The sequence below is a fragment of the Stenotrophomonas sp. LGBM10 genome, from assembly GCF_046736075.1.
Taxonomy (GTDB): Bacteria; Pseudomonadota; Gammaproteobacteria; order Xanthomonadales; family Xanthomonadaceae; genus Stenotrophomonas.
Genome location: NZ_CP177163.1, coordinates 2187083 through 2204331 on the forward strand (window position 1 = coordinate 2187083; position 17249 = coordinate 2204331).

A 17249-nucleotide genomic window follows, 5' to 3' on the forward strand; every position below is an offset into this window, starting at 1 on the left:
GCGGATCAGCGCGCCACCTCGAACCGCACCTCGACCCGCCGGTTCGGCAGCAGGCATTCAAGCAGCGCGGCCCGCGGGCGCACGCCATCGCACTGCTGCACCTGCTGGGTATCGCCCCGGTACTCGTAGCGGATGCGGGCCGGATCGACGCCGCGGCCGATCAGCAGCTCGCGCACGGTGCGTGCCCGCCGCTCGGACAGGGACTGGTTGGCATCGAAGCCGCGGCCCTGCATGCGGTCGGCGTGACCGACCAGCGTGATGCCCTGCAGCTGCAGCCCTTCCCCGGCGATGCGGGCCAGCGCGCGGTCGACGCTTTCCAGCGAGTAGGTGCGGATGTCGCGGTACGCATCGCGGTCGAACTCGAACAGCACATTGGCCACCAGCGGCCCCGGTGCCGCGGCGATGGCCGGGCCGACGCCGCACTGGCGGGCCAGTGCCTCGGCCTCGTTGACCAGTTCCTCGGCGATCTGGATGTACGGCTTGGAATGGCGCCACTGCTGCTGGTTGAACTCGTTGCCGGCATGCACCAGCTCAACCTCGCCGCAGGCAACCTGCTGCTGCGCGCAGCTGAAGCCCGGCGCACCGTGCAGCACCCGCAGGCGCTGCCACAGGTCGTCGCGCAGGTACTTGGCGTTGTTCACCAGCGGGGTGTCGGTGGGCAGCGGCGAGACGCCCTGCTCCATGCCCACGATCAGCTTCTCCGACTCGGTGAGCGCCTGCTGCGGGAACGCACTGCGGTCGTTGCGGCTGTATTCGTGGAACGACACGTCCAGCCAGCACTGCGCCTTGGACAGGTGGTAATCGCGGATCGGGCGCCCGCCGTCGTTGAGCGCCTGGATGCGGCCCTGGGTCGCCTCGTAGGCCTCGTGGTCGGCATGGATCGCGTCGTCGGTGATGCGCTTCTGCTGCGGCAGCAGCTGCGTCTGCTGCGCGCTGGCGTGGGCGGCCACGCCGGCCAGAAGGGCTGCGGCCAGCAGCGAGGGGACGGCACGGGTCATCGGGAAAAGAGTGGTCATCAGGGCATCCTCAGCGTGCCGGGTCGCGGTAGCGGACGGGGTCCGGCCGGAAAAGGTCTTCATCGAACTTGAAGCGCAGGCGCAGGAACACGCCCTGCTGGGTGTACTCGTAGCCGTTGAGATCGCGGTCACCGTCGAAGCCGGTCCAGTTGTAGCCGGCCGACAGCCACAGGTTCTGCCGCAGCAGGCGGCCGACCTCCATGCCGTAGGCGTACTGGTTGGCGCCGGCCTGCCCACGGAAGGTGGAGGCCAGCACGCCGATGTCCCAGTTCTCGGTGATGTCGTACACCACCCGACCGGACAGCAGCACGGCGCGGAAGCGGCTGTTGACGCGCGCACTGTCGGTGTAGGCGAACTGATCCTGCTGCCACTTGCCCGCCACGCGGCCGGTCAGCCACCACGGTCGCGACGGATGCCAGTCGGCATGCGCCGAGACGATGTGCGCGCGGGTGCGCACGTCCTGGCTGCTGCCATCGACGGTATTGCCATCGGACAGGCCCAGGCCGCTTTCATCGCGCTCCAGCTTGTACTCGTAGCGGGCCAGCGCGTTGATCCGGTTGCGGTCGGTATCGCGGTAGGCCACGCCGAGCTGGAAGCGGTCCTGCAGCACATCGCCACGGGCGTCGTAACGGGTGCTGAGCAGGTAGTTGCGCGCCAGCAGCGTCCAGTCGCGGCTGAGCTTGCGGGCCAGCATGAACTGCAGCAGCGTGGTGTTGAACGCCTCGTTGGTCTCTGTATCGGGCACGTCCTCGGAGATGCGGTGCTCGGCACGGATCGAACCGCGCCACAACGGGTTGGCGCTGTAGTCCAGGGCCAGGGCCAGCCCGGTGCTGTCGCCGGTGCTGCCGTCGATCACTTTGACGTGCTCGGCCGAACTGGCCAGGCGCAGGCCCTCGCGGATATCCCAGTTGTTGCGGATGCCCGACGCGGCCTGCACATCTCGGCCGCTGATCGAATCGCGCAGGCGGTATTCGCTGAAGGTCTGCGTATCGCGCAGGTAGCTGCTGTCGATACCGAATACCAGCGCATCGGCCTCGCGGTCGGTGGTGGTGATGCCGTAGGCACTGGTCAGGCCCGTCTGCTTCTCGTAGCGGCCATACACCCGGCTGCGCTCGAACACCTGGTAGTCCAGGCCGGCGGCCAGACGCCGGCGGTCTTCACCGCTGACGCTGTGCTCCACTTCCGCGCCCGCGCTGAGGCGGTCGCTCAGGCGATAGCCCAGCCCGATCCGCGCACTGTCCGATTCCAGCTCGGTGCCCACCGGCAGGTCACTGGTGATCGGGCTGCCGGTGCTGCTGCCGTTGATGACCATCAGGCCGGTCAGCGGGTCCAGCGCCTGCTGCCCGTAGCCCAGCGCACCGCCGCCGGAACCGGTTGCGAAGCCACCGGTGAGACCGCCGGCATTGCCGAACGGCACCCCGGACGACCACGGCGAGGTCACCCCGATGGTCTCGCGGATGCTGCGCACGCCCAGGTCCACGGTCAGGCGCTCGGTGGCGCCGATGCGGACGCCGGCACCACCGGCATCGCGCTTGCCGCCATCCGGATTGCGGTCCTCGCTGCGCAGGCCTTCCACATACAGTTCCAACCGCGGGCCCACCCGGTAGGCCACGCGCGCGTTGTACTCGCCACGACCGCCATACAGCGGCGCGGCCGGGTTGTTGAACGCCGGGTCGGTGCGGGCGGCGAACACGCGTGCGTCGAGCTTGTCGGCACGGTGCGCGAACTCGACGCGCCAGGCATCACCTTCAACCTCGCCGCTGACGTCCTTCAGGCCCTGCGAGGTGATCTGGTTGATCGAATTGGTGTTGACCTCGCTGCGGGTACGCGCGAATTCGGCGACCAGCAGCGTGTTGGCGCCGAACCGGTAGCTCGCATTGGCGCTGCCCATCTTGAATTCGGCGTAGGGGTTGCGGTCCTCGACCGCCGCCGCGCCGACTTCCAGCTGGTCAGTCAGTTTGACCTGCGCATCGGCGCCGACCACCCAGAACTTTTCGGTGCCCTGATCCAGCTCATAGGTGATGCGCAGCGAGACCGGGTTGAGGTCGCTGTCGAACGCCGGCAGGAACTGGTTGAGCAGGATGCGGCCGGAGAACGGCTCGAAGCTGTAGTCCACCAGCCGCGCCAACGAGCGCACCGAGGTGATGCGCGTGGGCTGGTTGCGGTCGCGCACGATCACTTCCACGCGTTCGCTGCCCTCCAGCACGGCGTTGTTGCGCAGTGCGTACGGGCCGCTGCCCTGGCTGCGGAACTCCTCGATCACCTGGCGCAGCGAATCCTGCATCGCAAATACATTGCTGCGCACACGTTCGCTTTCGAAGTGCCAGCCCAGGCCGGTGGCGGTCCGGTTGTAGGTGCCCAGGCTGCGCTGCGGAATCGCGCCGCTGCCGCCGATACCGGTTGCGGTGGCCAGGGTGTCGCCGGTCTGGAAATCGCCGTACAGCAGGTAGCTGCGCTTGTTGTCGATGCGCACGTACAGGCGCTCGGCCGAGCGCGCATCGAAGCCGCGCAACGACGAATCGCCGTAGACCGGATAGAACTCCTCGGGCTGGATGTCGCGCAGCAGGCGGCCGCGGGTGTCCTTGTCCGAATCGTAGGCGGCGGTCAGCAGGTACTCGCCCTTGATGCGTCCCTTGACGAAGAACGCGGTGCGCGCGGCAGCATTGGCCTTGCCGTTGTTGAACTGGCGCTCCCAGCGGCGGATGTCGCGGTCGAACGCGTCGTGGTGCTCCACCGGGGAGATCAGACCGGCATTGCTGCGCCGACGGAAGTTGACCACGCCCTCGATCAGGCCCGTCGCCAGCAGCTCGCGCATTTCCGGCAGGAAGCCGATGGTGCCCTGTGCGGTCTCGGCGCCGGCGGTGATGCGCAGCACCACGTCCTGCGGGTCGTGCGGCGCAAGCAGGTCGAACTCGGCCACGCCGTCGACCACCTGCAGCTGGATGCCGGGGGTGACCTTGTCGGCGTCCAGCGCGCCCGGCCCGAGTTCATCGGTACGGGACCCCGGCAGGCGGATGCGGCCACCGCTGGTCTCGATCGTGGCATAGGTGGTGCCGGCCAGCGCACGGCCGGCGGCGTCGAGCAGCTGCACGCGCACGTGCACCGCGCTCTGGCCATCGGCCGGCACACCGTCACGGTCCAGCTCGACCACAATCCGGTCGAGCGTGCCCGGCACGGCGCTGTCCAGCGCGCGCGGTGCGGCATCGGTGCTGGCCGGGCTGCGCGGGTACAGGGTGCTGGCATCGCCGAGGACCGGCGTGAAGCGGCCGGTGCTGCCGACGCTCTGCGCCATCGCGGGCACGGCAGCCAGGGCGCAGGCCAGCAGGCTCAGGCGCGGCAGGCGGTACAACGGGTGGGCGCGGTTCATGGCTGCACCTCCGTCGAAGCGCCGGCAGCGGGCGGGTTGGCTCTGGGATGCACGATCGGTCTCTGGTTGGCCGAGTCGGTCGCCTGTTGCGGCGCCCGCGCGGGTTTGCTGTCGAAGCGCAGCGGCGCCTGCCCGGTTTCGGTCTCCGGCGCACGCACTTCACCCTGGGTGCGGCGGGCCTTGACCTGCTCCAGCACCGGGTTGGCACAACTGCCCTCGATGAAATCGGCGCGGTGCAGCTCGCCGTTCTTGAGATCCAGGAACAGGCTGTCGGCATCGCCCAGGTTGCGGTTGCTGCTGGTGGTGAGGCGCGCACCCACCGGCAACGTGCTGGCATCCACCTTCAGCGTGTGACTCTGCGGCGGCAGGCCGCAGTAGCTGTACTTGCCTTCGGAGTCGCTGATCACCCAGGTGCCGTCGGAGAAGTACAGCCGCACGCCCGGGATGCCCAGTTCTTCGCGGTCCTGCACATGGTTGTTGTTGCAGTCCATGAACACCTTGCCGAGCACACAGGCCTGGTCGGTGAACACGCCACCGGTGACGCGCACGCGGTATTCGGCACGGTTGGACGGCAGCGCACCGGGCAGCGGGGTGATGCTGCCGGTATCGATGCAGCCCCCACTGAAGGCACAGCCGAATGCCTGCGCGCGGTTGATGCCATCGCCCTGCTGCGCACCCACACCCACCCGTACACGGTAGGTCAGCACGATCTGCCCACCGACCGCGATCGGACCAACATCGAAGCCCAGCAGCGGGCCCGGCTTGCCGGACGGATCGGTCACGGCGCGGCCATCGGCACGTGCGGTCCCGTCGATGTAGGTGAAGCCGCGCGGCAGGCGATCGATCACGTTGACCGTGCGCAGCGCGCTGCCGGCGGTCTGGCGGATGGTGATCGTGTACTGCACGGTGTCGCCGATCTCGGCGGTCTGGCGGTCGCCGTTCTTGCTGATGGCCAGGCCCGTTGCCACCGCGGTGTCCAGCGGCAGATGGTTGTTGATGATCGCCGCGGTATCCGAGCCGGCAAACAGGCCCAGGTAGTACTGGGTCGGCATGCCGACCGCACCGGTCGGGGCGAGACGGTTCGGCTGCACCTCATGGTTGGCACCCGCGCCGCCGGCCGGCGACAGCGAGCCCCCCTGCGGCGGGATCAACGTGGACACGAACTGGTAGCTGCCCGGGGGCGTGACGGTGAGCTTGAATTCGCAGCGGGCCGGCGCGGCCGGACCGAACGCGAACTGGTAGAAGCCTTCGCTGCCGACCGTCATGGAGATCGCACTGCCTTCCAGGCGGTAGCCACCGCTGCCGGCATTGAGCACCGCGGTGCGCGGGTCATAGCCGGTGCACAGGCCCACCGGGCTCAGGGTCACGATCGAACCGGGGACCGGGTCGCGGGTGGTGGCGTCGTAGACCACGCCCGACGGGTCCACCGGCAGGCTCTGCTGCGGCAGGTGCTGCCCGGGGCGGAGCACGACTTCCAGCTGGCTGGTGCCGTTGGCGTTGACCCGGCAGGCACTGACCCCGGCACGCGCGATGGCGGCCGGCGCGTCGCAGGTTTCCAGCACCCCGGACAGGGACTCGCGGGTGACCGGGTTCGGCCACAGGATGTTGGAAGTCGGGTCGCGGAAGCGGATGTTCCAGATCACCCCCGGCACCACGTCGGCGAAGCGGTAGCTGCCGTCCGCGCCGGTGGTGGTGGTCTTCACCACCTGCCCGCTGACCGGATCGACCAGTTCAACCAGCCAGGACGGCAGGCGCTGGTCGCCACCGTCCAGCAGCTGGTCGTCGCTGCCGATGTCGTACCACACGGTACCGCCGACCGACGACGCCAACTGCACCGCATTCGGCACGCGGCAGGCGTTGAACTGGATCGTCTCCCCGCACGCGGGCAACTGGGTCACGTCACCGTCGAACGCACCGCGTTCGGCCGGGGTGGGCGCGCGGAACTCGTTCTCGCCACCGCCTTCGACCAGCACGGCGTTGTGGACAGTGCCGGCCTCGGCGGCGGCGGCACCGACCAGCGCCTGCACCTCGATCGTGTCCGGCGAGGTGGCGCCGGCCGCCAGCACCTGCTGGCTGCGGCAGGTGAAGCGGGTTTCGCCCACCGCGCCGGTGCAGACCCAGCCGGTACCGGCCGGGGCCGCGGCCAGGGTCAGGCCCGGCGGCAGGCGGTCGTGCACGACGTACTCGCCGCGCGACGGCTGCTGCCCGCCATTGCGCACCTGGATGCTGTACGCGGCGATGTTGTTGACGGTGAAGCGCGGGCTGTGCGCGGACTTGCTGACCAGCATGTCCGGCGAATCGCCGATCTCGCCGAAGTTGTTGTCCAGCGAGTCGCCGCCCAGCGGCAGCACGATCTGGCCGATGGTCGACGGCACGCTCTCGCGGCCGCTGGCCACGCCGGTGACGACGCCCCCCACCGCGCCCGCGGTGGTGATGCCATTGAGGGTCTGCGGCGGCTGGGTCGGCTCGGTCACCGTATAGGTGCCCGGGCGCAGGCCGTCGAAGCGGTAGCGGCCGTCGGCATCGGTGGTCAGCGTGATCGAGACCGGCTGGCCCAGATCATCGGTGCCGGTCAGCACCACGGTGACGTTGGCGATGCCGCCCTCGCCCGGATCGACCAGGCCGTTGTCGTTGCTGTCGTTGTAGACGCGGCCGGCAATGCTGCCCGTCGGAATCTCGCCGAAGTTGTTCTGGGCCGACTGCTGGTTCACGCCCAGCACCACGCCGGTGATCTTCGACGGCGGCGTGCCCGGCGCGGTGGCCGTGCCACCGGTGCTGCCGGCCACGGTACGGCCGTCGCGGGTGCCGGTCGGCTGGTCCGGTTCGGTCACGATATAGGTGCCCGGCGGCAGGTCGCTGAAGCTGTAGTTGCCGTCGGCATCGGTCACGGTGTCGCGGCTGATCGGATTGCCGACCAGGTCGGTGCCGGTCAGGGTGATGACGACGTTGGCCAGGCCGGTTTCACCCGGATCCACCACGCCATCGTTGTTGCGGTCGATCCAGACCTTGCCGCTGATCCCGCTGTTGAGCGGAATCTCGCCGAACAGGTTGTCCACCGAGGCGCTGCCCGGCGTGGACAGGTCGATCGTGCCGATGCGGCTGGGCACGGTGGTCACCGGCGTTGCGGTACCGCTGCCAACGCCATCGACGGTGCCGGCCGTGGTGATGCCGTTGCTGGTGCCGGTGGGCTGCTGCGGTTCGACCAGCGTATAGATGCCCGGGCGCAGATCGGCGAATGCGAAGCGGCCGTCCGCGTCGGTCTGCACGCTGCGCTGCACGCTGGCGCCGGTGTCGTCGGTACCGGTCAGCTCGATGGTCACCCCCTCGATGCCGGTTTCGGCGGCGCCCTGCTGCGCGCCGTTGTTGTCGGCGTCGAAGAACACCGTGCCGGACACGGACACGGCCAGCACTTCACCGAAGTTGTTGGCGAGCGAGTCCTTGCCGACCGGCAGCACGATCGCGCTGATCGTGCTGGGCACGCTCGTCACCGGCGTGGCGGTACCCACAGGCGTGCTGTCGATGGTGCCGGCGCGGGTGATGCCGTTGATCGTGGCCGCGCCGTTGAACTGCGGCTGCGCAGCCTGCTGGGTCACCGTATAGGTGCCCGCCAGCAGGTCGGCGAAGCGGTAGCGCCCGTCGGCATCGGTGTTGATCGCGGCAAGCGGCTGGCCCAGCGCATCGACCGTACCGGCCGGCAGCTGCACCTGCACGTTGGGCAGGCCCGGTTCGCCGGCATCCTGCACACCGTTGTTGTTGCGGTCCAGGAACACGGTGCCGGACACACTGCCGGCACGCTCGCCGAAGTCGTTGCCGGTCGAGCCGGCCACCGGCAGGTTGACGATGTTGATCACGTTGCCCGGCGTCTGGCGGCCCTCGGCCAGGCCGGCCGGCTGGGTCTCGGTGATGCGGTAGTCCTGCCCGGCCACGGCACCGGGATAGCTGTAATGGCCATCGGCATTGGTCACCAGGGTTTCGCTGGTGTCGTCGCCGGTGCCGAACACGCCGTCCGGACCCGCGCCCACGATGACCACCTGCACGCCGGGAATGCCGACGTCGCCGGCGTTGTTCTGGCCGTCATCGTTGCGGTCCAGGTACACCGTGCCACTGATCGGTGCGTTGGCCAGTTCGCCGAACAGGTAGCCGGTGGCGTCCTGGCCGGGGTCGATGCCGATGCCGGAGATCACGTTGGGCACGGCGGTGCTGCCCGGCGTGGTGGCCGTGCCGGCGGTGTGCTTGCCGTCCAGGTAAGCGGCCGGCTGGGTTTCGGTCACCGTGTAGCCGGTGCCGGCCTGCGCCGGCAGCAGATCGGTGAAGCGGTAGGCGCCGTTGGCGTCGGTGGTCGCGGTCAGGCTGACCGGATTGCCGAGCACATCGGTGCCGGTGAGCGTCACGATCACGTTGGCGATCGGGTTTTCACCGCTGTCGCGGACGCCGTTGTTGTTGCCGGCGGCCACGTTGGAGAAGTCCTCGTAGACCAGCCCCGCGAGGGAGCCGAGCTTCTCGCCGAAGTCGTTGTCGCTGGAGCCGGTCAACGGCAGCGCGGTGATGTCGATCCGGTTGCCCGGGTTCTCGGTCGCGTTGGCGTAGCCCTGCGGCTGCGTTTCGGTGATGCGGTAGTGCTGGCCCACCACCAGGTTGTCGAAGGTGTAGCGGCCCTGCGCATCGGTTTTCACGCTGACGGGCAGCAGATCGTCGGCGGTGCCATAGGCACCGTCCGGGCCGGCGCCGGTCAGGGTGATGGTCACGTCCTGCAGGCCGCCATTGGGCTGCGAACCGCGGCCACCGGCATCGCCGGCGTCGAAGTCACCGTTGCCGTTGCGGTCCAGATACACGTGGCCGGAGATGGCGGTGATCGCGTCTTCGCCGAAGTTGAACGCAGTGCCGTCGTCGCCGTTGGACAGATCGATGCCGGCGATGCGGTCGGTGCTGGCGGCATCGCCACCCACGCCCGTGGCCACGGTGCAGCTGGCGCACGCAACGCCGCCGACCAGGCCGGGGTTGATCGCGCTGGGACGGTTGCGGTAGCTGCCGTCCGGCAGCACTTCGCGCAGCGTATAGATCTGCGGCTCCAGCCCGAGGAAGCTGTAGCTGCCGTCGTTGCCGGTGGTGCGGGTGGCCACGACGGTGCCGGTGGCATCAAGCAGTTCGATGGTGGCATTGACGATCGGCGCATCGCCGGCGTCGCGCACGTTGCTGTAGTTGCCGTCCACGTAGACGAAGCCGGACAGCGAGGGACGCCGCACTTCCGGGAAGTTGTAGCGCACCGCATCCACGCCCGCGCCCAGCGCGATGGTGGTGTAGACCGAGTCGGCGCTGTCCGGCGGCGTCACCGCCGCGAACACGCCACCGGCCGACGGCGCCAGCGGGCCGCTGGACGGCGGGGCGACCGGGCCGTTGGCATAGGCCGGCGGCTGGGTCTGGGTGAGGGTATAGCCCTGTGCACCGGCCGGGGCCAGGTTCTCGAAGCGATAGGCGCCCTGGGCATCGGTGGTGGCATCCAGTGCAACCGCATTGCCGTAGGCATCTTCACCACTGAGGTGCACGGTGACGCCGGAGATCAGCGGCTCGCCGCTCTGCACCGTGCCACCGTTGGCACCACTGCGGTCGCGATCCTGGAACACCACGCCGGACAGCGAGGAACGGACCACGGTGTGGGTGGTCGTGTCGTCGTTGTTGCCCGGCTCCGGATCGAGCTGGTCACTGGTGGCCTTGGCGGTATTGAGGCCCGTGCCGTTGGCCGGCAGCGTGGTCCAGCGCGCGGGAATCAGCACGCGCACCCGCCCGTCCAGGGCCAGGTCGCCCATGCGGCAGGTGACGACGCGGCCCGCCAGCAGGCAGTTGCCGAGGCCGGTGGTCTGCACGCCCGCGTCCGCGGTGGCGCCGCGTTTCTGCCAGGTGATCGCGGCCGCGCCGCCGAGCACTTCCAGCCCGTCGGGCAGGGTATCGGTGACGACCACGCCATCGCCGTTGAGCGGGTTGGTACCGCTGCGGTCGCGCGAGAGGCTGTGCCCGGGGCCGTGGTTGATCACGTCCAGCACGAACCAGAACGGCTGGTGCAGGCTGACCGTGCCCGCCGCAGCCGGCAGCGGCTGGCTGGGATCGGCGCTGGGTGCGAGCACCACGCTGGACTTCTGCATGGCCAGGTCCGAGCGCGTACGGATGCTGGTTTCCTGGGTGGCGGTGTTGTTGCTGGTGTCGCTCTCGGCCTCGGCCGAGCGCGCGGTCACCGAGTTCGTCAGCGTTTCGCCGGTGGCCGGCGGTGCGGTCATGTACTGATAGACCAGGTACAGGTAGCTGGTCTGGTTGCTGGTGATGACGCCTTCGTCGGTCGTGGGGACACCGACGCTGGGCAGGGTGCAGGAAATGGTCTGCGGCCCGGTGCTGGGATTGGTGCTGCCAGCGGCCACCGAGCAGCGCGTGCCCACCGGCTCCAGTACGCCCAGCGGGCCAGCGGCGCTGCCGGTCCGGCTGCCAACCAGGCTCACGCTCGCGCCCGGCGGCGGGGTGATGGTGTCATCGATCATGGCGCGCGTGGCCAGCGACGGGCCGGCGTTGCGCACGCTGATCTGGTAGTAGATGTAGTTGTTGACCTCCATCCCGGTGCGCGAGTCGAAGCCCAGCGGGTCCACCGCACCGGCAAAGTTCTGGTCGATCTTGTTGACGATCAGGTCGACGCGACCGGCATCGAACGGCAGGGTGGCGTCCTTGCTGTCGTCGTCGGTGCGGCTGTTGTAATCGTAGGTCCGGCCGCTGGCATCGGTGCCGCTGGACGGGTCCGGCGTGCCGTCGCCATTGAGGTCGAAGTGGAAGCTGCCGGTATTGGTGAACTGACGGCCGGTGTTGCCACTGTTGACGTTCGGGCGGATCTCCACCGTCATCGTTTCAGTGGAGTTGTTGGCCATGTCCTTGGGCGTACAGGTCAGGCGCAGCGTGGCCGGTGCGCCGCCGGTGTTGAACCACGAGGTGCCGCCGGGCGCCGGTGCGGAGTTGATCGACGGGTCGCTGGTGGTCACCCGGCAGACCTTGTCTGCCGCGTCCGAACCGGTGCGCAGGGCGGAGAGCAGCACGAAGCCGGCATCGTTGGCGGGCAGCGTGAACACGTCGCTGAAGACCACGCCACGCGCCGACGACGGGCCCCGGTTCTGGTAGGTGATGCGGTACGCGGTGTTGACGCCGGCACGGCCCGGCGTACCCGAGATGATGTCCTTGCGGGTGGTGGCGATATTGGCGACCGGATCGATCTGGACCCAGTCCGAGGCGGTGTTGTTGCTCTGGTCGATCTCGCCGAGCGCGCCGACGATGGCCGGGTTGATGCGCACACCGGCCGTGTTGCAGAAGCGGCCCGGCAGCAGCGGCTGCCCACCACAGACGGTGGCCGGCTGGCTCTGGCTGTCGAACATGCCACGGTTGACGGTGAAGCGCACGGTCGCGGTCTCGTTGCGGCCCAGTACGGTGGTTCCCGCATCGCACACCCACGCGCTGCCACTCAGGCGGCAGTTCCAGCCGATCGGGCTGATGTTGGCGGTCACCGTGGTCGTGCCGTTGACGAAGCCTGGAATAGGATCGTTCACCACCACACCGGTGGTGGCTTCGCCGGCATTGTGGATCTGCAGCGTGTAGGTCACCGAGTCATCGCTGTTGCGGATGATGTTGTCGGTGTCGCTCGGTCCATTGGTCACCTTGGTGATCGACAGGTCGGCACGGTCGTCGGTGGCGCGGCTCTCGCCACCGGCACAGTCGTTGGTGTCGTTCGGATCGCGGTTGATGCCGCCGGCGGTAACCGGCTCGAGCGAACCGCCGCTGCCGCCGGTGCAGACGTTGTTGCGCAGCATCCCGGCGGTGCGCGCCAAGGTCTGCAGCACCAGTGAGGGCGCGTTGGCGTTGACGGCCACCGGATAGCCGGTGATCAGGGTGCAGGTCACCCGCTGTGCCTGGCCAACGGCCCAGGCACGATCGACGCTGCAGTTCCAGCGTCCGATGACCACCGATGTGCCGGGAAGAATGGGCTGCCCGGTGTTGTCCACCCACTGCTCGCCGACGGCGAGCGTGTCCACCACCTGCAGGTCGCCGGTGACCGTCCGCGGCCCCAGGTTCTGCACGCCCAGCGTGGACGACATCATGCTGTCGCTGCGCACGCCCGTGCCGTTCCAGACCGGCACCAGCAACGGCGACTTGGACTTGCTCATGAGCAGGTCGGCACCATCGGGAATGATGGTCAGGCCGACGGTGCCGCTGTTGTTGACCGGCGCGGGGTCCGGCGTGGTCGCGCTGATCCGCGCGGTGTTGCTGACCACGCCACTGCTGTTGGTGCCGGTGGAGGGCACCTGCGCGGTAATGGTGATGATCGCCTGCGCCCCGGGCGCGAAGCTGCCGGCCAGGCTGCAGGTACGTACGCTCGCGCCGGCAGAGCTGGTGCAGGTCCAGCCGGCCGGTACCACGCCACCGGTGATCACGAATCCTTCCGGCATCGCATCGGTCACCACCACGCCGGTTGCGGCGCTGGGGCCGTCATTGCGCGCGGTGAGGGTGTATGTCACCACCGAGCCGGCCGCCGCCGGTGCCGGCGACACCGACTTGGACATCGCCAGGTCCGCGCCGGCGGTAACGGCGGTGGTGACCTGCGCGGAATTGTTGTCCGGCACTGCATCGGGCACCGGACCGGCGTTGACCACGGCGGCATTGACGATGTTGCCGGTGCCGACGTTGACCTTGCCGCGGAACTGGTAGCTCGTGCTCGCACCCACGGCCAGGGTGCCGTTGTAGGTGCCGTTCTGCGCGCTGAAGCTCCAGTCCGCACCGGTGGGCGTACCGACCAGCGTGACGTTGGGCGGCAGCGTATCCACCACCCGGAAACCGGTGCTGACGCTGGGACCGTTGTTCTTGACGGTGAGGGTATAGGTCACCTCGCCGCCGCCGATGACCGGGTCAGGGCTGGCGGACTTTCTCAGTTCCAGGTCGGCCGCGGCCTGGATGGTCGTGGTCTGGTTGGAGCGGTTGTTGCCGGTGTTGGTATCGCCGGCGAAGAAGGGATCGTTGGACTGCAGCGCCACGATCGGCGTGGTCGCCGGCGGCAGCGCGGCAGCGAAGCCGATCGCCGCATGCAGGGTGATCGTCGCCGGCTGGGTCTGCACGGTGGTGACCGGCAGCTTGAACTGATACGGCGCGCCGGAGGCGCTCAGGGTCGGGTTGGTGCACACCACGCGGGTGGTGCCGGCGCTGCCCGGCGACGCGGTGCAGCCGGCCGGGGCGGGGCTGCCCAGCGCCGTGCCCAGCGGCAGGTCGATCAGGGTCACGCTTCCGGCCGCGCTGTCATTGGCGCCGTTCTCGACCTTGACGTTGTAGATCACGGTGGTGCCGGCCGGCACCGGGTCGTACCCGGTATCGGAGAAGTCGGTGACCTGCAGATCGATCGCCAGGGCCGACAGCGGCAGGGCCAGCAACAGGGTCGCCAGTGCGGTGCGCCACCGGCCCATGCGGGCTGACGTACCTGCGCGCTCGAACGGCGTCACCGCCGCGCAGATGGCTGCGCGATCGCTATGGCTGGACATGCGTTGTTCCCCTGTTCCTGTCTCTGCTGCTTTCAGAGGGAACCCGGCCGCAGGCGGCGATGACCGCAGACGGGCACGACGCTCCCATGACGTAATGCGGCTGGACCGTGCGCGACTGTCGTCATTGGCACGCTCAAGCGGGGCGCATTGTGCTTTCGCAGCATCGGCAAGTCAGTGCCGCCCGCTCACGCTGGCTCACACTGACTCACACGCCGGGGTGCCTGTTCTCAGGCGGTCAGCAGATAGCCCTGCCCACGCAGGGCGCGGAGCGGGAGTTCCAGCCCGGTGGCGGTACGCACACGCGCACGCAGCCGGTGCACCAGCACATCGAGCCGGTGCGGGTCGAAATCCCAGGGGGTATCGGTAATGCGTTCAATCAGGCGTTCGCGCGTGACCGGTTCACCGGCCGCCTCGAACAACAGCTGGAGCGTGCCGCGCTCCATCGCGGTCAACGCGAGCGTCTGCAGGGCGGGCGACTGCAGCGTCCAGCCATCGGAGGACAACTGCCAGGACTGCTGCGGCGCAGTGGCAGGCGGCACGGCAGGGCGCGCGGCGGACAGGCGGCGACGCAGGCTGAGCAGCCCGGCGGCCAACAGGTCCAGGTCCAGCGGTTTGACCAGGTAGACGTCGGCGCCCTGGGTCAGGCCGCGCGCCATGTCGTGCGCACTGCCACGCCCGGTCAGCATCACGATGCCGATATCGCCCGCCTGGCGCAGATGAGCGGCCACCGCATAGCCGTCTTCGCCGGGCAGGCCGACATCAAGCACGACGATGTCGCAGCGGTCGTGCAGCAGCGCGCGGTACAGCGCCTCGGCGCTGCCCAGCCCGCGCACGCCGGCACCGCGCCAGCGCAGGTCATCGAGCATCAGATCGAGCAGCTCCGGGTCATCCTCGACCACCCAGACGGTCAAACCGTCCAGTTCCTTTTCCACCGCCGGCAGCGCTGCGCCGCCGGAGTTGTCCTGGTCTGCCGTCACGTGACCGCTTCCCTCCCCTTCACCGGCCTGCAGTCTAGCTGCCGTCCGGAAACGCGCCAAATGCGACCAAGGTAGCGGCCGACATGTCGCCGGTCACGACGCGGAATCGTGACCGGCAAAGTGCCTCATTCCGCCGGCACGTCCATTTCCTTCAGCAGCGCGGGCGCCGGATAGACCTTGGCCAGCAGCCAGCGCAGGTAGCGCATGTCCACGTGCACCGCGCGCTTGTAGCGCGGGTCGAACCACCAGCTGGCGCTGACCGACTCCCAGTTGCTGTCGAAGTTCAGGCCGATCAGCTCGCCCCGCGCATTGAGCACCGGCGAGCCCGAATTGCCGCCCGTGGTATCCAGGTTGGTCAGGAAGTTGACCGTCTGGGTCTTCAGCACCGGATCGGCCGTGCTGCCGAAATCGCCCTTGGCGATCGCGGCCAGCAGCGGCTTGGGCGCGTCGAACGGGTAGGCGTTGGTGTTCTTCTCCACGATCCCGGCCACGGTGGTCACCGGATCGAAATGCACCGCATCGCGCGGCGACAGCGCTTCAACCTTGCCGTAGCTGATGCGCAGGGTGCGGTTGGCATCCGGGTACACCGCGCGGCCCTGCTTGGCACGCCACGCGAACAGCGCCTGCATGTAGGCCGGGCGCAGGCGCAGCTGCTCGCCCGCGCGGGTCTTGCTCTGGTCGTCCAGGCGCAGCTGGGCCACCACGAGCGGGCCGGCCAGGTCGATCAGCGGGTCGCGGGCCAGCGCCTTGCCGTCCTTGGCAGCAGCCAGGCGCGACAGGCGCTCGGCTTCGTCACCGAGGCGGGTGCTGGCGTACAGGCCATCCAGCGCCTTGGCCAGCGCCGCCGGGGTACGCCCGAAGGCGGCGTCGAACTCGGGCACGCGCTGCGCATCCGGCAGCTGCTGGTAGCGGCTCAGCAGCGCGGTCAGCAGGGCCTTCTCGACCGCCGGATCGTAGCGCCGCTGGACCTGCTTGAGCACGCCTTCGATCATCGCCAGGTCGCGCTCCTGGTAGCCGCTTTCGCGCTCGGCATCGGGCTTGGCCGATTCGACGCGCAGGCGTTCCAGCATCAGCGCCGAACGCAGCAGCTGGCTCTGGCTGGCGACCAGGTCCAGCAGCAGATCACGCTCGCCGAACGAGGCGCCCTGCGACAGCGAGCCCAGCAGCGCGTCGATGTCGGTGCGGTAGGTTGCATCGGTGGCAGCCAGCATCGCCGTCTCGTCGGCAGCACGCTGCGCCTTGGCATCGCTGCGCAGCAGGCCTTCCAGCTCGCCGGCGGCGCGCTTGCGGTTGTTCTTCAACGACTGCAGTTGCGAAGCGTAGCGGGTACGTGCCTGCGCATCCTGCGCGCTGGCCGCCTCGATGGTGTCGATCATCTGCTGGTACACCGCCACGCGGCGCGGCAGGACCGCGTCGATCTGGCTGGCGAACTCGGCTGCGGTGCGGTGGCGGTAGGTGATGCCCGGGTAGCCGGCCAGCATCGCGTAGTCGCCGGTCTTCGGGCCGTCGATGGCCATCTTCAGGTGTGCCGGCGGCTGGTACGGCACGTTGTCCACGCTGTACGGCGCGGGCTTGCCGTCCTTGCCCACGTAGGCACGCAGCAGGGTGAAGTCACCGGTGTGGCGCGGCCACATGAAGTTGTCGATCTCATCGCCGTAGTTGCCGATCGCGCGCGGCGGCGCGTAGACCAGGCGCACATCGCTCAGTTCAAGCTGGCGGATGCGGTAGAAATCGGTGCCGTAGTACATGTCGGCCACGCTGCAGCGCACGTTGCCGGCCTGCTCGCACTCGGCCACCAGGCGCTTGGTGGCGCGGTCCACGGCATCGAAGTAGGCCCGGCCGGTCTTGCCGCGCGCCTCGCGCAGCACCTCGTCGGTGACCTTGTCGAAGCCGGTGGTGACCAGCACACGGAAGTCCGGGTTGGCCGGGCGCTCGTCGCTGCGGCCCGTGGCGATGAAGCCGTCGTTGATCAGGTTGTGCTCGGGCGAGCTGTTGTACTGGATCACGCCCATCGCGACATGGTGGTTGGTGAGCAGCAGGCCATCGCCGGACACGAACGAACCGGTACCGCCGCCGGCACGCACCACCGCGCTCAACGGGGGCGCGGTGACGTTGGCCAGGTCGGCCGGGTTGCCCTTGAAGCCGGCCGCCTTCAGCGGTTTGGCCAGGTCCGGCAGCTGGGTCGGCATCCACATGCCTTCATCGGCATGGGCGCCGGCGGCGAGGGTCAGGCCGAGGGCCAGGGCGGCGGTAAGAGGCTTGCGTGGCGACATGGACACATCCGGTACGTCAGAACAGCCCGGGACCATAGCCGCTGCGCCCTGCCGGGGCAACGGCCGAT

General features: G+C 69.1%; 5 protein-coding genes. All 5 read right to left on the reverse strand.

Translation table 11 applies throughout. From position 1 onward, the window contains the following. Positions 1-5 precede the first annotated feature (5 nt). Positions 6-1016 carry an OmpA family protein gene (locus ACLB90_RS09285; protein WP_411852646.1) on the reverse strand — a complete coding sequence of 337 codons (1011 nt, stop codon included), beginning with the start codon at positions 1014-1016 and terminating at the stop codon, positions 6-8. A gap of 10 nt (positions 1017-1026) precedes the next feature. Beyond that, positions 1027-4383, reverse strand: a complete 3357-nt coding sequence (locus ACLB90_RS09290) for a hypothetical protein (protein WP_411852647.1) — start codon at positions 4381-4383, stop codon at positions 1027-1029. Further along, positions 4380-13931 carry an SdrD B-like domain-containing protein gene (locus tag ACLB90_RS09295; RefSeq protein ID WP_411852648.1) on the reverse strand — a complete coding sequence of 3184 codons (9552 nt, stop codon included), beginning with the start codon at positions 13929-13931 and terminating at the stop codon, positions 4380-4382. Before ACLB90_RS09295 ends, ACLB90_RS09290 begins: the two co-directional genes overlap by 4 nt. Positions 13932-14158: 227 nt before the next feature. Beyond that, the gene (locus ACLB90_RS09300; RefSeq protein WP_411852649.1) at positions 14159-14908 is read right to left on the reverse strand and encodes a response regulator transcription factor; all 750 of its coding nucleotides are present in this window, start codon (positions 14906-14908) and stop codon (positions 14159-14161) included. Between the two features lie 125 nt (positions 14909-15033). Beyond that, positions 15034-17181, reverse strand: a complete 2148-nt coding sequence (locus ACLB90_RS09305) for a S46 family peptidase (protein ID WP_411852650.1) — start codon at positions 17179-17181, stop codon at positions 15034-15036. Positions 17182-17249: the final 68 nt, after the last annotated feature.